Source organism: Bathymodiolus japonicus methanotrophic gill symbiont, from assembly GCF_019721995.1.
Lineage (GTDB): Bacteria > Pseudomonadota > Gammaproteobacteria > Methylococcales > Methylomonadaceae > Methyloprofundus.
This window is the reverse complement of sequence record NZ_BLYC01000014.1, coordinates 1-19,965: the sequence shown is the minus strand read 5'-3', so window position 1 is coordinate 19,965 and position 19,965 is coordinate 1. Positions and strand designations below refer to the sequence as shown.

Here is a 19,965-nt window from a genome sequence, read left to right as displayed (position 1 = left end):
GTAGTTCGCCTTTAACACTTGTTTTTGATTTATAGAATAATATTAAAGTTTGGAGTTTTGGATGGATAAGGTACCTCTTACAGTTGTTGGAGCCGATAAGTTAAAGGCTGAATTAGAAGAATTAAAAACAGTGACCAGGCCACGTATAGTCGAAGCAATTGCAACGGCAAGAGCGCATGGTGATTTAAAAGAAAATGCTGAATATCATGCAGCGCGTGAACAACAGAGTTTTTCAGAAGGGCGGATCAATGAAATTGAAGCAAAGTTATCTAATGCACAAATTATAGATGTGACGAAAATTGATGCCAATGGAAAAGTGATCTTTGGCGCAACGGTGGAAATTGAAGATTTAGAGTCTGAGAAAAAAGTGACCTACCAGATTGTCGGTCAAGATGAAGCAGATATTAAGCAAGGGCGTATTTCAGTAGGCTCGCCTATAGCCAGAGCACTGATTGGTAAGGAAGAAGAGGATGTCATTACGGTTAAAACACCGGGTGGTGAAGTGGATTACGAGATTTTGTCTATCCAGTATATTTAGTTTTTTTACGATGTAGGGAGTGGCTTTAGCCGCTAACGCTGAAAATCATGGAAACGGAGCTTAGCGAAGTGGTGATTTTTAGCCCCTGATAGGCGACAGGGCAATTCGCTGATTCGACGTGTGCTAGCAGCACGCGAGAGGAGCAAGAATTGCATTCCGAATAGCCGTCCAGCCAGTGAGGTAGTAATGACGAAGCGGCTTTTGTGCGTAGTCGTTGCGGACGCAGGGCGTTCAGGGCATCTCCCATCCGCTGCGTAGGTGAACGAATTATGGCGACAGGAGTCCCGGAATTTCGTGAGGTAGCATGGCGCGCCTGTATCAAAATATGGATAATAGCGGGCTAAAGCCACGCCCTACAGAGGCTAAATATTCTACCGGGTGCCGTCTCTTCTTCTGGTATGCGGCGCCGGTTTCTTTTTGGCTTGTTCGGGTTTTTTGCGGTAAATAACAAAAACTTGTCCAATGCTTTGGATGGATTCAGATTTTGTTTTTGTACAGATTAGTTCCTGGAGTTGCTTACGCTCTGCTCTTTCTGCCCGAATTTTAATTTTAATCAGCTCGTGAGTATCCAACGCTAGCTCAATTTCCTTGAGCACTGCGTCCGTTAAGCCCGCCTGGCCGATCATAATAACCGGCTTTAGTTCGTGAGCTTGGGTTTTCATTTGTTTCAGTTGTTCAGAATTCACTCAGTATTTCCTTCAAATATAAATTGTAATGTAATTCTACACTAATAAGATTATATATGGCGCGCAGTAAAAGTAGCAATCAATGGATGCAAGAGCATCTGAATGATGAATATGTCAAAAAGGCAAAAGCCTTAGGGTATCGATCCAGGGCCACATTTAAGTTGATTGAAATCATCGAAAAAGACAAACTGGTGCAGACAGGGATGAATGTTGTGGATCTAGGCGCGGCACCAGGTGGCTGGTCTGAATATGTGCGTGGTATCGTGGGTAAGAAACAGAAAGTTGTTGCACTGGATATTCTGGGTATAGATCCTATTGATGGCGTGGATTTTATTCAGGGAGATTTTAGGGAAAATGAAGTTTATGAGCAGCTAAATGAAATTCTGGATGGCGCTCCTATTGATGTGGTCTTGTCCGATATGGCGCCAAATTTAAGCGGCAATAAGGCAATAGATCAGCCTGGAGCAATGTACTTGTGTGAATTAGCGTTAGAAACAGCAGAAGCTATTTTGGTCGAGGGTGGCTCGTTTCTGGTTAAAGTGTTTCAGGGGGCTGGTTTTGAAGTCTATAAAAATCAGGTAGCCGCTTCATTTAATAAGGTGCTGATTAGAAAACCCAAGTCATCCCGAGCACGCAGTAATGAAGTTTATATTTTAGCCAGGGGCTTTAAAAAATGATAATAGCCCTTATTGTAAATACTTACTGCTTTATTTTCGATAAGCTTGTGCTATACAGGCATGAATAGTGATAAGTCAGAACATATTATTGCTGATATAATCACTTGCTAATAAATTTTTGATAAGGACTGTTCTGGTCAGGGGCGAAAAAATTGAACGATATGTTTAAAAATATACTTTTATGGGTAGTCATTGCTGTGGTATTGACGTCTGTATTTAATAATTTTGGTGCCCGGGGAACGCAAAAAAAGGAAGTGCTTTCTTATTCGCAGTTTATTGATGCGGTTAAATCAGGACAAGTACAAAATGTTATTCTGGATGATGAAAATGGCATAAAGGGTCAACTGCAAGGTAGAGAGACTTTTACCTCCTATGCGCCCAATGACCCGCATCTGGTGGATGATTTATTAGCCAATGGTGTGGAAATTAAAGCGCAAGCAGCGCAGGAAGAGTCCATGCTGATGCAAATATTTATCTCCTGGTTCCCAATGCTGTTATTGATTGGTGTCTGGGTGTTCTTTATGCGTCAGATGCAAGGTGGTATGAGTGGCAAAGGTGGACCGATGAGCTTTGGTAAAAGTAAGGCGCGAATGCTCGAAGAAGACCAGATTAAAGTGACTTTTGCCGATGTCGCGGGTTGTGATGAAGCGAAAGAAGAAGTAGAAGAAATGGTGGATTTTCTTAAGGATCCAGAAAAATACCAGAAACTCGGTGGAAAAATTCCTCGTGGTGCACTCATGGTCGGGCCGCCTGGAACAGGTAAGACGCTACTGGCCAGGGCGATTGCTGGCGAAGCGAAAGTTCCGTTTTTTACCATTTCAGGTTCTGACTTTGTTGAAATGTTCGTCGGTGTCGGTGCTTCGCGTGTCAGAGATATGTTTGAACAGGCAAAGCGTCATGCACCTTGTATTATCTTTATTGATGAAATTGATGCCGTTGGCCGTCAGCGTGGTGCAGGATTAGGTGGTGGTAATGATGAGCGCGAGCAAACCCTGAATCAGTTATTAGTTGAAATGGATGGTTTTGAAGGCAATGAAGGCGTTATTGTGATTGCCGCAACTAACAGACCTGATGTACTAGATGCTGCATTATTGCGTCCGGGACGCTTTGATCGTCAGATAACGGTTAGTTTGCCTGATGTCAAAGGGCGTGAAAAAATTCTGGCTGTGCATATGGGCAAAGTTCCTGCTGAAGAAGATGTGGAAATCAAATATATCGCCCAAGGGACCCCCGGATTTTCGGGTGCTGATTTAGCAAACCTGGTTAATGAAGCTGCTTTGTTTGCCGCGAGAATGAATAAGCGACTGGTTAGTATGTTTGACCTGGAGAAGGCTAAGGATAAGCTTATTATGGGGGCGGAAAGGCACTCTGTGGTGATGGATCCTAAAGAGAAAAAAATGACCGCTTATCATGAAGCAGGGCATGCAATAGTTGGTAAAATTGTGCCTGAGCATGACCCGGTTTATAAAGTCAGTATCATGCCGAGAGGCCGTGCTCTGGGTGTGACTATGTTCCTGCCGGAAAAGGATCAATACAGTGCCAGTAAATGTAAATTAGATAGCATGATCTCCAGTTTATATGGCGGACGTATTGCGGAAGCGCAGATTTTTGGCTGGGAGCAGGTTTCTACTGGGGCATCGAATGATATCGAACGTGCAACCGAGCTGGCAAGAAACATGGTGACTAAGTGGGGCTTATCGCAGCGTCTGGGACCTTTGGCATATAGTGAAGAAGAAGGTGAAGTCTTTTTAGGGCGTTCAGTTACGCAGCATAAGAGTGTTGCCGATGAAACTTCGCATACAATTGACGAAGAGATACGCTCGATTATTGATAAAAACTATGAGCGTGCAGAAAAAATCCTGCAGGAAAATGAAGATATACTGCATGCCATGGCTGATGCCTTAATGAAATATGAAACCATTGATAAAGATCAGATTGATGACCTGATGGCGCGCCGACCAGTAAGAGACCCAAAAGGTTGGGATGATACCGAACCGCCGAATCAGGGGGTCGAGGTTGCAAGAGCGACTGAGGCTGAGTCTAAAGAGCCAGATGCACCTAATATAAATACAGCAGAGCAAAACTAAATAAAAAAAGGAGTAGTCAGTCGCTACTCCTTTTTTTTGATATGAATATATATTGAAACCGCAGTCGAGTACTATAAAACATTAAAAAAGCATCTGAGTATTACACTAATGAGCGAAAAAACTGTCACCTGTTGGATGAGTGTGCTTCGCTCCACAGTTTTTTGCATAAATCTGCGCTCAACCGCTGAAAATCATGGAAACGGAGCTTAGCGAAGTGGTGATTTTTAGTCCCTGATAGGCGACAGGGCAATTCGCTGATTCGACGTGTGCTAGCAGCATGCGAGAGGAGCAAGAATTGCATTCCGAATAGCCGTCCAGCCAGTGAGGTAGTAATGACGAAGCGGCTTTTGTGCGTAGTCGTTGCGGACGCAGGGCGTTCAGGGCATCTCCCATCCGCTGCGTAGGTGAACGAATTATGGCGACAGGAGTCCCGGAATTTCGTGAGGTAGCATGGCGCGCCTGTGAGGTTTCTAGAAAAAAATAGGATAGAGAAATATGAACAAGAAATATTTTGGTACAGATGGTATTCGCGGTACGGTCGGAGAGCAGCCTATTACGCCAGATTTTTTCCTGAAACTTGGTTGGGCTACAGGGCGAGTATTTGCCGAAGAAGGGCAGGGGTTTGTTCTGGTTGGTAAAGATACCCGGATTTCCGGCTATATGTTTGAATCAGCATTAGAAGCAGGGCTGTCTGCTGCCGGTGTCAATACGCGTCTGTTAGGCCCTATGCCTACTCCTGGCATAGCTTATTTAACGCGGACATTACGTGCGCAGGCGGGGATTGTTATCAGTGCTTCACATAATCCATACTATGACAATGGCATTAAGTTTTTTTCCACCGAAGGCACTAAATTAGCCGATGAATTAGAATATAAAATTGAACACTATCTGGATCAGCACATGACTACGGTCGCATCAGATAAGCTGGGCAAGGCTAAGCGACTTCCTGATGCAGCAGGTCGATATATCGAATATTGCAAAGCAAGTATTCCGGCAAATATCGATTTTAATGGGCTGAGAATTGTTGTTGATTGCGCAAATGGCTCTACCTACCATATAGCCCCACATGTTTTTTCTGAAGTTGGCGCCGAGGTTATTACCATTGCTTCTGATCCTGATGGTATCAATATCAATGAAAATTGTGGTGCTACCAAGCCGGAGCAATTACAGGAAGCGGTGATTGAATTTCGAGCTGATTTAGGCATTGCTTTGGATGGTGATGGAGACCGCCTGATAATGGTGGATGGTAAAGGCGAAATAGTCGATGGTGATGAGTTAATCTATATCATCGCTAAAGCGCGTCAGGATTCAGGTGATCTACATGGGCCTGTTGTCGGTACATTAATGAGCAATCTGGGTATGGAACATGGCCTAAAAAAACTCAAAATTGATCTGCTTCGCGCTAAGGTCGGCGACCGTTATGTGCTGGAACTAATGAAAAAACATAAAGGAATTTTAGGCGGGGAAAGCTCGGGACATATTATTTGCCTGGACAAAACTACAACGGGAGATGGAATAGTTGCCGCTTTGCAGGTGCTGGCCGAAATGCATAAAACCGGAAAAACCCTGTATGATTTGAAATCCGGAATGCGTAAATACCCGCAGATATTACTGAATGTCAGAGTCACTAAAAAGGTAGATATAAATAACAACGAAACGATACAAAAAGCAGTAAAGTCGGTCGAAAAAGCACTAGGCGATCAGGGGCGGGTATTACTCCGCGCATCAGGCACCGAGCCGCTGATCAGGGTAATGGTTGAAGGTGCAGATGAAGCGAAAGTTAAAAAATATGCACATTCCCTGGTTAATGATGTCGAGAATGCAATCACTGCTTGAAATACAAGGCCATAATAGCTATCATAAGCGGTTTATTTAATTCTGGAGTTTATAATGCGTAGAAATCTTGTTGTTGGCAACTGGAAGATGAAAATTAACCAGCAAAGTGCGCAGAAGCTAATTGGTGAAATTATTGCTGGTCTGCCTTCCGAAGATGCTGACATAGTCGTTTGTCCTCCGTATGTATATATTCCTGAAGTTAGTCAGCGCCTTGAAGGTACGACGATAGGCCTAGGTGCGCAGAATGTTGCAACACATTCAGAAGGTGCCTATACAGGTGAAATAGCGGCAGTAATGCTGAAAGATTTTAGCTGTAAATATGCCATCGTAGGACATTCTGAGCGTAGAGCAAACTATGCAGATACTGATGAGACCGTTGCACAGCGATTTAAGCAAGCGCTTGATGCAGATATCATTCCCGTTCTGGCTATCGGCGAACTACTCGAAGAAAGAGAGCAGGGTGTTACCTTTGATGTTGTTGCCAAGCAGTTAAATGCGGTTATAGATTTTGCTGGTATCGACAGCTTTCAAAATGCGGTTATTGCATATGAGCCTGTATGGGCGATAGGCACAGGACTAACTGCATCAGCAGAACAGGCACAGGAAGTACACCAGTATATTCGTCAATTGCTAGCGGGTAAGAACCAGCAAATTGCCGAAAAAATTCAAATTCTATATGGTGGTAGCGTTAAACCACAAAATGCACAAGCTTTATTTGCAATGCCTGATATTGATGGCGCGCTAGTTGGTGGAGATTCGTTAAATGCGGACTCTTTTTTAAAGATTTACTCTTCATTTCAAAAATAAAATGTATCAAGTTATTATCATAGGCCATGTATTAGTTGGTTTAGCCGTTATAGGATTAGTCTTAATGCAGCACGGGAAAGGTGCTGATGCTGGGGCTGCGTTTGGTAGTGGCTCATCAGGTACTGTATTCGGTGCGCAAGGTTCAGCCTCATTTTTATCCAGAACAACGGCAGTACTTGCAGCGGTTTTTTTCTCAACTAGTTTAGGATTGGCAATGCTAAGTGGCAATTCTGGAACAGATGCAGATATTATGGATACTCCCGTGGTTGAAAGTTTAGAAACTGAAATGCCTATTGTTGATGGTGAGCAGGTTATTGTTGATGAACCAGTAATTGATGAAGCAGAAGTACCTGAAGCAGTCGTTATTGAAGACGTTGTTACTGAGGAAGCTGTACCTACGATTGAAACAGACGAAATTGTTATTGAAGACGATGTAGTAACACCATAAGAAAAGCCGATGTGGTGAAATTGGTAGACACGCCATCTTGAGGGGGTGGTGACGCAAGTCGTGCCGGTTCAACTCCGGCCATCGGCACCAATAAATAGTACAAGCAAGTCCAACGAAGTGCAAGAACCTGTGAGCTGGTAAGGCTTACGGGTTTTTTACTGTCCGCTGGAGTCCAAGGAAGTGTATTGACATCCAGCGATAGTTGGCGGTATAAATGACGGTATATTTTAAATCACTAAAAAATGTACCGTCATGTCACTATCTGATACCGCTATAAAAAAACTTAAACCCAGAGAAGATAAAGCTTTCAAGGTGTCTGATGAAAAAGGCATGTATTTATTAGTACGCCCTAATGGTAGTAAATATTTTAGGTTTGATTATCGGTTTGAAGGTAAACGAAAAACATTAGCATTGGGTATTTATCCTGACACCAGCTTAAAACAAGCAAGGGAGAAACATACCAAAGCACGAGAAGCATTAGCGCAAGGTATTGACCCCAACGAAAAGAAAAAAATAGAAAAAACCGCTACTAATCATACTTTTGAAAAAAGTACCCGTGATTATTTAGCATCTATTGCCCATAATGTTAATGAAACCACCCAACATAAGAAAATAAGGCGGTTTGAATTACATACCTTCCCCAATATTGGGGCTATGCCTATTGGTGATATAAAGTCCCCAGATATTTATCAATCACTAAAACCGATGATTGAGAGTAAAAAATTAGAAACAGCTCACCGCATACACAGTGAAATAAGCCTAGTTTTTAGTTATGCCATAGCACATGGTTTAATAGATTATGACCCCGCCCAAGCAGTAGCCCCACAAATTCCTTCACAAAAAGTAACCCATAGAGCCGCATTAACTGAACCCAAAGACGTAGCCCAACTATTAAGAGATATTTATCATTACAATGGAACGTTTGTTGTGCAATGTGCTTTTAAAATATCCCCGCTATTATTTCAACGTCCTGGTGAAATTCGACAAATGGAATGGAAAGATATTGATTTTAAGGCGAAGGAATGGCGTTATTTTGTCACTAAAACTAAGGTGCTACACATTGTGCCATTATCAACCCAATCCATAGCAATATTAAATGAAATTAAGCCTTTAACGGGTAATGGTCAATATGTTTTTCCTTCTAGTCGTGGTGATGGTCGTCCTATGTCTAGCGGTACGATTCTTACCGCACTAAAAACACTAGGCTATGATAGTAACACCATGACAGCCCACGGATTTAGAACAACTGCCTCTACTTTGCTTAATGAACAAGGCTGGTCTCCAGATGCTATTGAAAGGCAGTTATGCCACATGCCAAAAGATGCCGTAAGAGCAGCTTATAATCGGGCGCAGTATTTAGATGAACGTAGGCGGTTGATGCAAGACTGGGGAAATTATTTAGATAATTTAAGAAACACCAACCATTAGCAATAAAAATAATTAACTAAATACATTAGCTTGTAAATTAGCCTTTTCTTCTTTGCTTAGTCGATTAATTAAATTGTGGGCAATATCTAAGGTGCTGTTAACAGGTGGGTTAAGATCATGTTTATAAGCTAATGTAAAAACAAAACTTGCCCCACAATGTCGAGTGTTTTCACATTGGCAATATAAATCTTTCACGGTATCACTCATTTTATTACTGGAGGTGATTATTGCTTTAGTTTGGCAATGGGGACAAGATACACGCATGGTAAACACTCCTAAATATTTTTAAGTATTTTACCAAAAATATAAAATAGCATTGAGTTAAATAATTTAACTTATAAACCTTATAGCACTGAGTTTTTTTGGAAAAAAGTTATTTTATTGTCTATATTTACAAGCTATTGGTACATTGCGTTTACCTTTTATAAATAGGACAATAGAACCAAATACACTCAGATAGACTTTAATGCACACTAAATATATTTATTCGCTTTATCATTAATTTTAAGAGGAGTTAACAATGAATCCAGAACTAGCGGCTAAACAATTAATAGAATTAACATGGGAGCATGGTTTTCCTGTTGACCCTGTAACTATTGCTAGGACTATCGGTGTTGACGTATTGGAAACATCATTACCTAATCAAGTTTCTGGTGCGCTTATAAAAGAAATAGGAGAAGATGCAAAGATTGTTATTCATCACTTAGATAGCAATAACAGAAAACGTTTTAGTTGTTCCCATGAATTAGGACATTACGTTTCAAGGGTTGAATCGAATAATGAAGATAAAGAGTATGAATATATAGACTTTCGTGACCATACTTCATCCAATGGAGATAAAAAAGATGAAGTATTTGCTAATCAATTTGCTGCCTGTTTATTAATGCCAAAAGAAAAAGTACAAGAATTAAGTCAATCAAAAAAAAGCCACATGGCTATGGCTCTATTTTTCGGCGTTTCAAATGAAGCAATGAAATATAGGTTACAAAATTTAAACTTACTTTGCTGAAGAATAAATGCTCAAAAATAAAGAGACTCTTTCCGCAAAAATTAAAACAGCCCTTGCCGATACAAATGTAACCACTAAAGCAGATCCATTAACCACTCAAAAGTAAAAGATGCAGAATCCGATAGGCTACTAAAAGAAAAGTATGCAAAGTACTTTATATTAATATTGGTTGTCCAACTTCTGATAATGAATTGCGTTTTTATTTTTGCGGGTCTAAAGGTTTTAGAGTTTGAAAAGTGGACTTTAGATTTATATATGGGAGGAACGCTTGCTGAAGTTTTTGGAATCGTACTGGTTATAACAAAAAATTTATTTCCTCCCAAAAAGTAAACTATTGTTCACTCCTGTATAACATAGTATCCAGTATAAGGTTTACCAACCTTTACCCCATCTCCTTACACACAAGTCTGATATAAGAGTGTAAAATCTCATTATTTTAGTAACGATGACTGAGACTTGGGCAGAAATGGAATTTTGTAATTTAGATTTAGGTGATTCACGGCTTAATAAAAGAGCAGTTAAATTGATAGAAACTTTTGTAAAAGCGCCTAAACTAAGCATTCCTCAGGCTTGCCAAGGCTGGGCTGAAACACAAGCGACTTATCGATTTTATGCAAATGAAAATGTGACATGGGAAAAGTTGTTAGTCGCCCATACAGATCAAGTTGAACAGCGCATTATAGTCAGTGAAGAGCCCGTTATTTTATGCTTACAAGATACGACAGAATTAGATTTTAATGGACAAGAAACTGAGGATTTAGGTCGCTTATCTTACGATGCCCAAAGAGGCATGTACTTGCATCCGACACTCTGCATTACACCAGACCGGCTCCCTTTAGGGGTTAGTGATGCGTGGATGTGGGCAAGAGGAAAAAGCAAAGCAGAAGATCAAAATAATCCCACGATAAAAGAAAGTGATCGCTGGATAGAAGGTTATGAACGTGTCGCTGAAATGGCCGAACGTTGCCCTAAAAGTCGGCTCGTTTATGTGGCCGATAGAGAAGGTGATATTTTAAGTCTTATGCAGAGAAGTAAGGCGTTAAATACGCCTGCTGACTGGCTAGTAAGAGCCAGGCATAACCGTAAATTATCAGCGGATGAAACACTGTGGGATAGCGTCGATAAGCAAGAGGTTATGAGTCGCGTTAGTTTTATTAAGCCACGAAAAAAAGGCGAAAAATCGCGACAAGTTCAGCAAGAAATTAAAGTGTTACGCTGCACTTTCCCCGTAAAAGGGAAAGAAGGTATTGAAGTAACTTTGGTTCAGGCAAAAGAAATCAACCCGCCTAAAGGGAAGTCACCGCTCATATGGCGCTTATTAAGCAATCGAAGGGTAGAAAGTGAAGATCAAGCCTGTGAGTTGATTGACTGGTATCGCTGTCGCTGGGAAATAGAAATGTTTTTTGATATTTTGAAAGTGGGCTGCAAGGTTGAAAAGCTTCAATTATCCAGTAAAGAGCGCATTGAAAAAGCCTTAGTCATGGCCATGGTTATTGCTTGGCGGGTGATGTATCTTATGCGCTTAGGTCGCATCTGTCCTGACTTGCCTGCTGAATTAATCTTTGATCCTTTAGAATGGAAATCATCTTATGGTTTATTGGACAAAAAGATACCCAAAAAAGTGCCTACACTGAATGCCGTGTTAAGAAATTTAGCGACATTGGGTGGTTTTTTAGGGCGTAAATCAGATGGTGACCCTGGTGCGAAAAGTATTTGGATCGGTTTTCAGAGGATTCAGGACTGCGTATATGGTATTCAAATGGCCAGAAAGCTAAAAGGCGTATTTTAGGACTTGTGTGTAAGGAGGTGCCTTTACCCAGTCATTATCTCATCACTTGATTTAAGGTTGACAATAAAATAAACAAAGGTTGACAATAGTTATCCTAAATAATTTTAATTATACAAACAATGACTTTAAGAACTCGCGGTAAAACTATTCGCCGTCAAATATTAAGGGATGTTAAATATCATCCAAATGATATTGCTCAACACATTAGTCAAATATTTTCAATTTCAAAGCAAGCAGTATATAAGCATTTAAAAAGGTTAGTAGATGAGGACTGGCTTGAAGCGACTGGCACAACTAGAAAAAAAATCTATAAATTAGGCCAACGAAGAGAAAATGAAATTATTCTGCCATTAGATGGTAATGCTTCAGAGCATAGTATTTATGCCCATGAATTTTCCTTTATTATAGATGGTTTGCCTAAAAATATAGAAGACATCATTTTTTATGGTTTTACAGAAATGCTTAACAATGCTATTGACCATTCTCAAGGTGAAAATTGTTTTATCTCAGTAAAAAGGAATAAAGAGGAGGTGTCGATTACTATTATTGATGATGGAGAAGGCATCTTCAAACGTATTACCAGACTCAAAGAATTATCTGATGAAAAACAAGCCATTTTAGAGCTATATAAAGGAAAGTTAACAACAGACCCAGAAAACCATTCAGGACAGGGGATTTTCTTTACTTCTAAAATGTTTGATAATTTTTATATTCTTTCCCACGAATTATTTTTTAACCATCACCATGAAAGGGATCTTGATGTTATCAGTGATAACGATGTAACAAACCCAGAAGAGGGAACAGGTGTTTATATGGCAATTTCTCTCGACTCAACACGAACAGATAAAGAAGTTTTTGACAAATTTAGTGGTAGTGAGAATGAAGGTTATGCTTTCAATAAAACAATTATTCCAGTTAATATGGCAAGAATTAATAAAGAAAATTTAGTCTCTAGGAGTCAGGCAAAAAGGTTGCTAATACGAATTGAAAACTTTGAATATGTGTTTTTTGACTTTGAAGATGTAGAATCTATTGGTCAAGCTTTTGCCGATGAAATATTTAGGGTCTATCACCAAAGACACCCAAATATTAAAATTGCTTACCAAAATACTAATAATGCTGTGGAATCTATGATAAAACGAGCAAAGGGAGATATTAAGGGATAACATGGTTTTTTTGAAGAATAGTCATCAAATAAAAACTAATCTTATAATTGAAGCAATGGCCAAAACGCCCTATACTTTAAAACCAGCCACTCGGCATAAAACAATGATAATTAATGTTACACTGTAACGAACTAACTAAGCATTACAGTGTAACGTTAATAAGTATTGAAATAACGACGGCTGGGTAATAGCCCACCAATAGCTAATAATTAAATTCGCCATTGGAGGTAAGATTCTAAGGCATAAACCTAGTTCCCATTGAAAGAAGAAGTACCTAAACAAAGCAGCCTATAACCTACCTGAATGTAGCACCACTCGAATATTTCCATCTTTTTGATTTTAATCACTTATCACAGCAAATAGACACTCTGTAGGCACCGTAAAAAAACAACAAATAATTTCAAATAAAGCTTGCAATTGCCGAAAAAATTTTTCTAAAAATTTCCGTTTTAATCACCTCATAAACGGATATCACCCATGCTTAAAGACCTACCACTCTCTGAACATATTCACCAACACTGCAATGAAAGTATGGAACGTGCCCTGTTAGCAGAGCGTCATCCTTTGTGGGCTCGTTCATGCCCAGAGTTGAAGGATATCGACTTTATTCGCCTTGGGTTATTACGCTGTATCAGTGTAGTCGATAGTGGTCGCCATTTCCTCCAAACCAATGAACAGATTTATGGCCAGCTGCTTCCCCACTCAACGTATTTTAAATCACTGAAGTCGCATAGACGAACAAGTATGCTTGAGGCATTTGAACAGCAGAGCTATCATCTTCACTCTGAAACACTGCTATCGCAAGGCATTGATTATCTTAAAGCATTCCCGGAACTTGACGAATACACCATAGAAGCAGCGGATGGACATTTTATTGATCATGCCTGCCATACTGAAAAAAACAGCAAGGGGAAAGTTTATGCGGCCGAGGGGATTTACGCGTTGAATCTCAGAAGTGGGTTGCTCAGATTTCTTTGTCTGGTGACAAACGGAACTCAGAGACATCAAGAAATACCTGTGTTACGAGATCATATTGAAAAGCAAAACAAGGGAAATAACAGCTCTCAGAAACATCTCTATGTCTACGATAAAGCCGTCACCGACTTTGTCTGGTGGGATCGGCAGAAACGACATGCTAATTACATGATTTCAATGCTAAAAGAAAATTCAATTGCGACTCTGGGCGAGTGGCTAATGATTTACTGAGTATTAAACAGAAAAAAACAACAGTAGCTTTTAGTGAATGATTGTTTTTAAGGTGGTGCGTTAAAATCGCTCTAAATGGCTAAAAATCGCAAATGCTCTCTAACACCTCAACAATCAAAAAAGATAAGAATATTTACTCCTTGACGGTATATTTGACGGTATAAATATTAATATAATTTATCAATTACTTTAATATCAATTGGTTGTTTGTCTGTTTTGAGTACTGCCATCGGGCACCAATAGAAAATCCGGCAAATTCCGGTTAAGTACAGGAAGCTCAAGAGCCATAAGACCTTGGGCTTTTTTATGTCTTAGGGTACACGCAGCTCGAAAAACTCTCAATATACCATTACCAGAGGTACGTATAAAAGCACTTAGGTTCTACTAATAAGTGTGTTGTCCAACTCTATTAATCGTTTCAGTTTGATTTTCAGGCGCGCCATGCTACCTCACGAAATTCCGGGACTCCTGTCGCCATAATTCGTTCACCTACGCAGCGGATGGGAGATGCCCTGAACGCCCTGCGTCCGCAACGACTACGCACAAAAGCCGCTTCGTCATTACTATCTCACTGGCTGGACGGCTATTCGGAATGCAATTCTTGCTCCTCTCGCGTGCTGCTAGCACACGTCGAATCAGCGAAGGGTTATTACGCTGTATCAGTGTAGTCGATAGTGGTCGCCATTTCCTCCAAACCAATGAACAGATTTATGGCCAGCTGCTTCCCCACTCAACGTATTTTAAATCACTGAAGTCGCATAGACGAACAAGTATGCTTGAGGCATTTGAACAGCAGAGCTATCATCTTCACGCTGAAACACTGCTGTCGCAAGGCATTGATTATCTTAAAGCATTCCCGGAACTTGACGAATACACCATAGAAGCAGCGGATGGACATTTTATTGATCATGCCTGCCATACTGAAAAAAACAGCAAGGGGAAAGTTTATGCGGCTGGGGGGATTTACGCGTTGAATCTCAGAAGTGGGTTGCTCAGATTTCTTTGTCTGGTGACAAACGGAACTCAGAGGCATCAAGAAATACCTGTGTTACGAGATCATATTGAAAAGCAAAACAAGGGAAATAACAGCTCTCAGAAACATCTCTATGTCTACGATAAAGCCGTCACCGACTTTGTCTGGTGGGATCGGCAGAAACGACATGCTAATTACATGATTTCAATGCTAAAAGAAAATTCAATTGCGACTCTGGTTGAGTCTATCCCTTTTGACTCCCGCCATGAGATCAATACAGGGGTTGAAGCATACAGTGTGTACGAAAACAAGGGCATCAAATTTAACGTGGTGGATTACCGTGATCCAGAAACCGGAAAACTTCACCGGTTTGTGACAACCTTGCCAATGACTATTAACCCTGGAACCATTGCCATGCTGTATTTCAAGCGATGGACGATTGAAAAGACATTCAATAACACTAAAAGTAATTTCAAGGAAACTAAAGCTTGGTCTTCCAATACCCGCTCACTTGAAAATCAAATGCGCCTGACTGCAATGAGCTATAATTTAATGCGCGTGTTTGAAGAGATTTCAAAAACACAACAGCCAGAATTGATTCATCCATCGGATAAAAAATATAGCGAGGCTCTGGAGATAAGGCAGCAACAGGCTCAAAAACGAGATCGTTTTGTGAATCCATTATTTTTCCAGGCAAGAATATCTCGTATCAGCTCGTATACCATTCGGGCAGTTCAAAACGCAATAATAACAGGAATGTCTTTACAGTGCTTTATGAGCTCTCTTGTGGCGAGGTTAGTTTCACGGCATCAATTGATAGGGGAACACTGATGACCAGCATAGGGAATAATAAAGCCTGGTTATATTTACCCGAAAAGACGATTGTACTTGGGCATGCATTTTCATTATTCAGTTCCTGTCAGGATACTATCAGCGGAGAAACATTTGATTTTAGCGTGCAAGTCAGGCTTGATGATCAGTTATATACAGGTTGCGGCAGGTCATTGCTTTAAACATAAAGCTAGTGTAATAAAAATGGTAAAATGACATCTACAATTTAACATAATATACATTATACGAAGTAAATAACGGTACCTCTTAAAAAACTTTCGTTTAAGAAAATAATAAAAATCACGAGTGATTGAACGAATAAGAACGGATAGTATTTGAATCATGAGAGCCAGGAAAGTTAATTCTGATTAATGTATAGCAAAGATCAGGCATACATACAGAAGGTGTAAAGGTTTTTGATAAATATTGAGGGATATTACATCTAACAGATTTAGAGGAAAAAATTAAACAATTGGACGGTAAACGATCAAAAGACCTGAATTCGTATAATAAGTGCATAACCCTCTGCCGACAGAAAGACGCTGTAAATCAATTAAAGAATAAAGCTGATGCCTATCGCCCATACAGGCTCATATGCAATAACCGCATTTTGAAAGCTGTCGATACCAGCAAAATCTATAACCGCATTTAACTGCTTGGCAACAACATCAAAGGTAACACCCTGCTCTCTTTCTTCGAGTAGTTCGCCGATAGCCAGAACGGGAATGATATCTGCATCAAGCGCTTGCTTAAATCGCTGTGCAACGGTCTCATCAGTATCTGCATAGTTTGCTCTACGCTCAGAATGTCCTACGATGGCATATTTACAGCTAAAATCTTTCAGCATTACTGCCGCTATTTCACCTGTATAGGCACCTTCTGAATGTGTTGCAACATTCTGCGCACCTAGGCCTATCGTCGTACCTTCAAGGCGCTGACTAACTTCAGGAATATATAAATACGGAGGACCATTGATAGATTTACGCATATCAGTAACGCCGGTCGCCAAAAACACTTGATTAACAACAAGCCCGTTTATCATGAGATAGGCCTAACAATCGCCCCTTTGTGATTTTCCCCAATGATTGTATCTGCCTCCCAACCACCTATACGCTTACGGTTGTTGACCTCTTCAGGACGCTCATCTATATCGACTCTATTAGGGATTCCTGTCCTATTATGGGCTGACCCATACCGCTTGCGATAGGTTTTGTTCTGATGCCGAAGATGCTTGTATAGTTCACCCCCTGCCTTTTTGTACGCCAGAATATGCTGATAGATTGTTTCATGATGAAGACTAATTATACCTTCTTGTTTTAACCGCCCTGCAATCTGCTCAGGACTCCAGTCATCCTCAATGCGAACATTAACAATGCCTTTTATTTCATCCGTTAATTTAACCTCTTTCGCTGAAAATCCTGGAAACGGAGCTTTAGCGAAGTGAAGATTTTTAGTCCGCGATAGCCGTAGGGCCGTCGCTTAAAATCAGGGAAACGGAGCCTAAGCGGAGTGATGATTTTTAGTCCCTGGTAGGCGACAGGGCAATTCGCTGATCCGAAGTGCGCTAGTAGCGCGCGAGGGAGGCAAGAATTGCATTCCGAATAGCCGTCCAGCCATTTGAGGTAGTCTTAACGGAGCAGGGTTTTGTGCGTAGTTGAGACGGACGCAGGGCGACCAGGGCATCTCCCATTCGCTGCGTAGGCGAATGAATGTTGGTGACAGGAGTCCCAGAATGTTGTGAGGTAGCATGGCGCGCCTGTGTTTTGTCGGAGTCTGAGCGTTAGCGAAGGTGGAGACAAAATAAAAGGCCATCCGACACGGCGTCAAGTCATTTGGAGCCTATGTTCCGACCCCTTGTTGGGTCGGGACGAGGTGACGAGGACGAATCGGGGCCGCCGGAGGCATAAGTGGTCGCGTTAAGTTTTTGCTGCTTGCTTGGGCTGGGATGCCCAAAACAAGCTTTCGCAAAAATAGCGACTCCCCGAAGGCTTGTTTTTGTGTCGTTCTTGGGAAAAATCTTCTGCTTGTTTATGCCTGTAGCCTCTTTGACCTGTATTGCGTTTAATCTCGCGTGAAATATTGCTTTGGCTTCGTTCTAAGGCTTCTGCTATTTTATTCTGTGAAGTTCCCTTTTTTAATTCAATTTCTATATAATATCTTTCTTCAGGACATAGGTGTGTATAGCTCATTTGTAGCCTCTGTAAATTGTTTGGTAGCTGTATCTGTTAGATGTAATATCCCTCAATATTTATCAAAAACCTTTACACCTTCTGTATGTATGCCTGATCTTTGCTATACATTAATCAGAATTAACTTTCCTGGCTCTCATGATTCAAATACTATCCGTTCTTATTCGTTCAATCACTCGTGATTTTTATTATTTTCTTAAACGAAAGTTTTTTAAGAGGTACCGTTATTTACTTCGTATAATGTATATTATGTTAAATTGTAGATGTCATTTTACCATTTTTATTACACTAGCTTTATGTTTAAAGCAATGACCTGCCGCAACCTGTATATAACTGATCATCAAGCCTGACTTGCACGCTAAAATCAAATGTTTCTCCGCTGATAGTATCCTGACAGGAACTGAATAATGAAAATGCATGCCCAAGTACAATCGTCTTTTCGGGTAAATATAACCAGGCTTTATTATTCCCTATGCTGGTCATCAGTGTTCCCCTATCAATTGATGCCGTGAAACTAACCTCGCCACAAGAGAGCTCATAAAGCACTGTAAAGACATTCCTGTTATTATTGCGTTTTGAACTGCCCGAATGGTATACGAGCTGATACGAGATATTCTTGCCTGGAAAAATAATGGATTCACAAAACGATCTCGTTTTTGAGCCTGTTGCTGCCTTATCTCCAGAGCCTCGCTATATTTTTTATCCGATGGATGAATCAATTCTGGCTGTTGTGTTTTTGAAATCTCTTCAAACACGCGCATTAAATTATAGCTCATTGCAGTCAGGCGCATTTGATTTTCAAGTGAGCGGGTATTGGAAGACCAAGCTTTAGTTTCCTTGAAATTACTTTTAGTGTTATTGAATGTCTTTTCAATCGTCCATCGCTTGAAATACAGCATGGCAATGGTTCCAGGGTTAATAGTCATTGGCAAGGTTGTCACAAACCGGTGAAGTTTTCCGGTTTCTGGATCACGGTAATCCACCACGTTAAATTTGATGCCCTTGTTTTCGTACACACTGTATGCTTCAACCCCTGTATTGATCTCATGGCGGGAGTCAAAAGGGATAGACTCAACCAGAGTCGCAATTGAATTTTCTTTTAGCATTGAAATCATGTAATTAGCATGTCGTTTCTGCCGATCCCACCAGACAAAGTCGGTGACGGCTTTATCGTAGACATAGAGATGTTTCTGAGAGCTGTTATTTCCCTTGTTTTGCTTTTCAATATGATCTCGTAACACAGGTATTTCTTGATGCCTCTGAGTTCCGTTTGTCACCAGACAAAGAAATCTGAGCAACCCACTTCTGAGATTCAACGCGTAAATCCCCCCAGCCGCATAAACTTTCCCCTTGCTGTTTTTTTCAGTATGGCAGGCATGATCAATAAAATGTCCATCCGCTGCTTCTATGGTGTATTCGTCAAGTTCCGGGAATGCTTTAAGATAATCAATGCCTTGCGACAGCAGTGTTTCAGCGTGAAGATGATAGCTCTGCTGTTCAAATGCCTCAAGCATACTTGTTCGTCTATGCGACTTCAGTGATTTAAAATACGTTGAGTGGGGAAGCAGCTGGCCATAAATCTGTTCATTGGTTTGGAGGAAATGGCGACCACTATCGACTACACTGATACAGCGTAATAACCCTTCGCTGATTCGACGTGTGCTAGCAGCACGCGAGAGGAGCAAGAATTGCATTCCGAATAGCCGTCCAGCCAGTGAGATAGTAATGACGAAGCGGCTTTTGTGCGTAGTCGTTGCGGACGCAGGGCGTTCAGGGCATCTCCCATCCGCTGCGTAGGTGAACGAATTATGGCGACAGGAGTCCCGGAATTTCGTGAGGTAGCATGGCGCGCCTGAAAATCAAACTGAAACGATTAATAGAGTTGGACAACACACTTATTAGTAGAACCTAAGTGCTTTTATACGTACCTCTGGTAATGGTATATTGAGAGTTTTTCGAGCTGCGTGTACCCTAAGACATAAAAAAGCCCAAGGTCTTATGGCTCTTGAGCTTCCTGTACTTAACCGGAATTTGCCGGATTTTCTATTGGTGCCCGATGGCAGTACTCAAAACAGACAAACAACCAATTGATATTAAAGTAATTGATAAATTATATTAATATTTATACCGTCAAATATACCGTCAAGGAGTAAATATTCTTATCTTTTTTGATTGTTGAGGTGTTAGAGAGCATTTGCGATTTTTAGCCATTTAGAGCGATTTTAACGCACCACCTTAAAAACAATCATTCACTAAAAGCTACTGTTGTTTTTTTCTGTTTAATACTCAGTAAAT

Annotated in this window: 24 protein-coding genes, 1 tRNA gene and 2 pseudogenes; 16 read left to right on the top strand and 11 right to left on the bottom strand. The window is 40.7% G+C overall.

Going from position 1 to position 19,965, the window contains the following annotated elements:
- Nucleotides 1–61: 61 nt before the first annotated feature.
- Entirely contained in the window at nucleotides 62–538 is a 477-nt protein-coding gene (greA, locus tag K6984_RS17085) for a transcription elongation factor GreA (RefSeq protein WP_221896625.1), read from the top strand.
- A 25-nt stretch (nucleotides 539–563) separates the two neighbouring features.
- Here greA and K6984_RS17080 read toward each other — a convergent pair whose 3' ends face one another.
- Nucleotides 564–785: a hypothetical protein gene (locus K6984_RS17080; protein ID WP_221896624.1), complete on the bottom strand. Its 222-nt coding sequence runs from the start codon at nucleotides 783–785 to the stop codon at nucleotides 564–566.
- Here K6984_RS17080 and K6984_RS17075 point away from each other — a divergent pair.
- Nucleotides 742–882 (top strand): hypothetical protein, encoded by a 141-nt coding sequence (locus K6984_RS17075; RefSeq protein WP_221896623.1) that lies wholly within the window; start codon nucleotides 742–744, stop codon nucleotides 880–882. The genes K6984_RS17080 and K6984_RS17075 overlap by 44 nt on opposite strands.
- Before the next feature lie 27 nt (nucleotides 883–909).
- Here the strand turns inward: K6984_RS17075 and K6984_RS17070 are convergent, their stop codons facing one another.
- Nucleotides 910–1,224 carry a YhbY family RNA-binding protein gene (locus K6984_RS17070; RefSeq protein WP_221896622.1) on the bottom strand — a complete coding sequence of 105 codons (315 nt, stop codon included), beginning with the start codon at nucleotides 1,222–1,224 and terminating at the stop codon, nucleotides 910–912.
- A 56-nt stretch (nucleotides 1,225–1,280) separates the two neighbouring features.
- Here K6984_RS17070 and rlmE point away from each other — a divergent pair, with 56 nt between their 5' ends.
- Entirely contained in the window at nucleotides 1,281–1,901 is a 621-nt protein-coding gene (rlmE, locus tag K6984_RS17065) for a 23S rRNA (uridine(2552)-2'-O)-methyltransferase RlmE (protein ID WP_221896621.1), read from the top strand.
- A 161-nt stretch (nucleotides 1,902–2,062) separates the two neighbouring features.
- The gene (gene ftsH / locus K6984_RS17060) at nucleotides 2,063–3,988 is read left to right on the top strand and encodes an ATP-dependent zinc metalloprotease FtsH (RefSeq protein ID WP_221896703.1); all 1,926 of its coding nucleotides are present in this window, start codon (nucleotides 2,063–2,065) and stop codon (nucleotides 3,986–3,988) included.
- Nucleotides 3,989–4,165: 177 nt separating this feature from the next.
- Here ftsH and K6984_RS17055 read toward each other — a convergent pair whose 3' ends face one another.
- Complete coding sequence (locus K6984_RS17055) at nucleotides 4,166–4,381, bottom strand: hypothetical protein (protein WP_221896620.1); 216 nt, start codon at nucleotides 4,379–4,381, stop codon at nucleotides 4,166–4,168.
- Here K6984_RS17055 and K6984_RS33970 point away from each other — a divergent pair.
- The 6 genes from K6984_RS33970 (at nucleotide 4,338) to K6984_RS17030 (ending at nucleotide 8,507) form a co-directional block, all read left to right on the top strand.
- Entirely contained in the window at nucleotides 4,338–4,472 is a 135-nt protein-coding gene (locus K6984_RS33970) for a hypothetical protein (protein ID WP_263458785.1), read from the top strand. The genes K6984_RS17055 and K6984_RS33970 overlap by 44 nt on opposite strands.
- 11 nt (nucleotides 4,473–4,483) lie before the next feature.
- Nucleotides 4,484–5,824: a phosphoglucosamine mutase gene (gene glmM / locus K6984_RS17050; protein ID WP_221896619.1), complete on the top strand. Its 1,341-nt coding sequence runs from the start codon at nucleotides 4,484–4,486 to the stop codon at nucleotides 5,822–5,824.
- Between the two features lie 54 nt (nucleotides 5,825–5,878).
- Nucleotides 5,879–6,631, top strand: a complete 753-nt coding sequence (tpiA, locus tag K6984_RS17045) for a triose-phosphate isomerase (RefSeq protein ID WP_221896618.1) — start codon at nucleotides 5,879–5,881, stop codon at nucleotides 6,629–6,631.
- Between the two features lies 1 nt (nucleotide 6,632).
- Nucleotides 6,633–7,079, top strand: a complete 447-nt coding sequence (gene secG, locus K6984_RS17040) for a preprotein translocase subunit SecG (RefSeq protein ID WP_221896617.1) — start codon at nucleotides 6,633–6,635, stop codon at nucleotides 7,077–7,079.
- Between the two features lie 5 nt (nucleotides 7,080–7,084).
- Nucleotides 7,085–7,169, top strand: a tRNA-Leu gene (locus K6984_RS17035).
- 162 nt (nucleotides 7,170–7,331) lie between these two features.
- Complete coding sequence (locus K6984_RS17030) at nucleotides 7,332–8,507, top strand: tyrosine-type recombinase/integrase (protein ID WP_221896616.1); 1,176 nt, start codon at nucleotides 7,332–7,334, stop codon at nucleotides 8,505–8,507.
- A 12-nt stretch (nucleotides 8,508–8,519) separates the two neighbouring features.
- Here K6984_RS17030 and K6984_RS17025 read toward each other — a convergent pair whose 3' ends face one another.
- Entirely contained in the window at nucleotides 8,520–8,771 is a 252-nt protein-coding gene (locus tag K6984_RS17025) for an Ogr/Delta-like zinc finger protein (protein WP_221896615.1), read from the bottom strand.
- Nucleotides 8,772–9,027: 256 nt separating this feature from the next.
- Between K6984_RS17025 and K6984_RS17020 the strand changes: the two genes are divergently transcribed.
- The 6 genes from K6984_RS17020 (at nucleotide 9,028) to K6984_RS16995 (ending at nucleotide 15,481) form a co-directional block, all read left to right on the top strand.
- Nucleotides 9,028–9,516 (top strand): ImmA/IrrE family metallo-endopeptidase, encoded by a 489-nt coding sequence (locus tag K6984_RS17020; RefSeq protein WP_221896614.1) that lies wholly within the window; start codon nucleotides 9,028–9,030, stop codon nucleotides 9,514–9,516.
- A 445-nt stretch (nucleotides 9,517–9,961) separates the two neighbouring features.
- On the top strand, nucleotides 9,962–11,305 hold the full coding sequence (locus K6984_RS17015) for an IS4 family transposase (RefSeq protein WP_420831625.1): 1,344 nt from the start codon (nucleotides 9,962–9,964) through the stop codon (nucleotides 11,303–11,305).
- Nucleotides 11,306–11,424: 119 nt separating this feature from the next.
- A complete protein-coding gene (locus tag K6984_RS17010; protein WP_221896613.1) occupies nucleotides 11,425–12,471 on the top strand; it encodes an STAS-like domain-containing protein in 1,047 nt (348 codons plus the stop codon).
- 477 nt (nucleotides 12,472–12,948) lie between these two features.
- Nucleotides 12,949–13,677, top strand: a complete 729-nt coding sequence (locus K6984_RS17005) for a hypothetical protein (RefSeq protein WP_221896612.1) — start codon at nucleotides 12,949–12,951, stop codon at nucleotides 13,675–13,677.
- Between the two features lie 500 nt (nucleotides 13,678–14,177).
- Complete coding sequence (locus tag K6984_RS17000) at nucleotides 14,178–14,345, top strand: hypothetical protein (protein ID WP_221896607.1); 168 nt, start codon at nucleotides 14,178–14,180, stop codon at nucleotides 14,343–14,345.
- The gene (locus K6984_RS16995) at nucleotides 14,279–15,481 is read left to right on the top strand and encodes a transposase (RefSeq protein WP_221896608.1); all 1,203 of its coding nucleotides are present in this window, start codon (nucleotides 14,279–14,281) and stop codon (nucleotides 15,479–15,481) included. The genes K6984_RS17000 and K6984_RS16995 overlap by 67 nt, the downstream gene beginning before the upstream one ends.
- 553 nt (nucleotides 15,482–16,034) lie before the next feature.
- Here K6984_RS16995 and K6984_RS16990 read toward each other — a convergent pair.
- The 7 genes and pseudogenes from K6984_RS16990 to K6984_RS16965 all read right to left on the bottom strand — a co-directional run bounded on the left by K6984_RS16990 (nucleotide 16,035) and on the right by K6984_RS16965 (nucleotide 19,456).
- Nucleotides 16,035–16,490, bottom strand: coding sequence for a triose-phosphate isomerase family protein (locus K6984_RS16990; RefSeq protein ID WP_230988148.1), 456 nt, complete (start codon nucleotides 16,488–16,490; stop codon nucleotides 16,035–16,037).
- Nucleotides 16,491–16,534: 44 nt separating this feature from the next.
- A pseudogene (locus K6984_RS36330) lies at nucleotides 16,535–16,888 on the bottom strand (IS30 family transposase); the annotation flags it as partial.
- Between the two features lie 93 nt (nucleotides 16,889–16,981).
- Nucleotides 16,982–17,293: a hypothetical protein gene (locus K6984_RS16980; RefSeq protein ID WP_221896610.1), complete on the bottom strand. Its 312-nt coding sequence runs from the start codon at nucleotides 17,291–17,293 to the stop codon at nucleotides 16,982–16,984.
- Nucleotides 17,294–17,320: 27 nt separating this feature from the next.
- The gene (locus K6984_RS33965) at nucleotides 17,321–17,449 is read right to left on the bottom strand and encodes a hypothetical protein (RefSeq protein ID WP_263458596.1); all 129 of its coding nucleotides are present in this window, start codon (nucleotides 17,447–17,449) and stop codon (nucleotides 17,321–17,323) included.
- Nucleotides 17,450–17,469: 20 nt separating this feature from the next.
- A pseudogene (locus K6984_RS16975) lies at nucleotides 17,470–17,670 on the bottom strand (helix-turn-helix domain-containing protein); the annotation flags it as partial.
- A 482-nt stretch (nucleotides 17,671–18,152) separates the two neighbouring features.
- Nucleotides 18,153–19,355, bottom strand: coding sequence for a transposase (locus K6984_RS16970; RefSeq protein ID WP_221896608.1), 1,203 nt, complete (start codon nucleotides 19,353–19,355; stop codon nucleotides 18,153–18,155).
- The gene (locus K6984_RS16965; protein WP_221896607.1) at nucleotides 19,289–19,456 is read right to left on the bottom strand and encodes a hypothetical protein; all 168 of its coding nucleotides are present in this window, start codon (nucleotides 19,454–19,456) and stop codon (nucleotides 19,289–19,291) included. The genes K6984_RS16970 and K6984_RS16965 overlap by 67 nt, the downstream gene beginning before the upstream one ends.
- Nucleotides 19,457–19,965: the final 509 nt, after the last annotated feature.

Coding starts and splice junctions, on each gene's coding strand:
- K6984_RS17005 (WP_221896612.1), top strand. CDS start 12,949: ATGCTTAAAGACCTACCACTCTCTGAACATATTCACCAACACTGCAAT.
- glmM (WP_221896619.1), top strand. CDS start 4,484: ATGAACAAGAAATATTTTGGTACAGATGGTATTCGCGGTACGGTCGGA.
- tpiA (WP_221896618.1), top strand. CDS start 5,879: ATGCGTAGAAATCTTGTTGTTGGCAACTGGAAGATGAAAATTAACCAG.
- K6984_RS17080 (WP_221896624.1), bottom strand. CDS start 785: ATGGGAGATGCCCTGAACGCCCTGCGTCCGCAACGACTACGCACAAAA.
- K6984_RS16965 (WP_221896607.1), bottom strand. CDS start 19,456: ATGGGAGATGCCCTGAACGCCCTGCGTCCGCAACGACTACGCACAAAA.
- K6984_RS17020 (WP_221896614.1), top strand. CDS start 9,028: ATGAATCCAGAACTAGCGGCTAAACAATTAATAGAATTAACATGGGAG.
- K6984_RS17030 (WP_221896616.1), top strand. CDS start 7,332: ATGTCACTATCTGATACCGCTATAAAAAAACTTAAACCCAGAGAAGAT.
- K6984_RS17025 (WP_221896615.1), bottom strand. CDS start 8,771: ATGCGTGTATCTTGTCCCCATTGCCAAACTAAAGCAATAATCACCTCC.
- K6984_RS16980 (WP_221896610.1), bottom strand. CDS start 17,293: ATGGCCTTTTATTTTGTCTCCACCTTCGCTAACGCTCAGACTCCGACA.
- K6984_RS17015 (WP_420831625.1), top strand. CDS start 9,962: ATGACTGAGACTTGGGCAGAAATGGAATTTTGTAATTTAGATTTAGGT.
- K6984_RS17010 (WP_221896613.1), top strand. CDS start 11,425: ATGACTTTAAGAACTCGCGGTAAAACTATTCGCCGTCAAATATTAAGG.
- K6984_RS17055 (WP_221896620.1), bottom strand. CDS start 4,381: ATGGGAGATGCCCTGAACGCCCTGCGTCCGCAACGACTACGCACAAAA.
- rlmE (WP_221896621.1), top strand. CDS start 1,281: ATGGCGCGCAGTAAAAGTAGCAATCAATGGATGCAAGAGCATCTGAAT.
- greA (WP_221896625.1), top strand. CDS start 62: ATGGATAAGGTACCTCTTACAGTTGTTGGAGCCGATAAGTTAAAGGCT.
- K6984_RS17000 (WP_221896607.1), top strand. CDS start 14,178: ATGGGAGATGCCCTGAACGCCCTGCGTCCGCAACGACTACGCACAAAA.
- ftsH (WP_221896703.1), top strand. CDS start 2,063: ATGTTTAAAAATATACTTTTATGGGTAGTCATTGCTGTGGTATTGACG.
- secG (WP_221896617.1), top strand. CDS start 6,633: ATGTATCAAGTTATTATCATAGGCCATGTATTAGTTGGTTTAGCCGTT.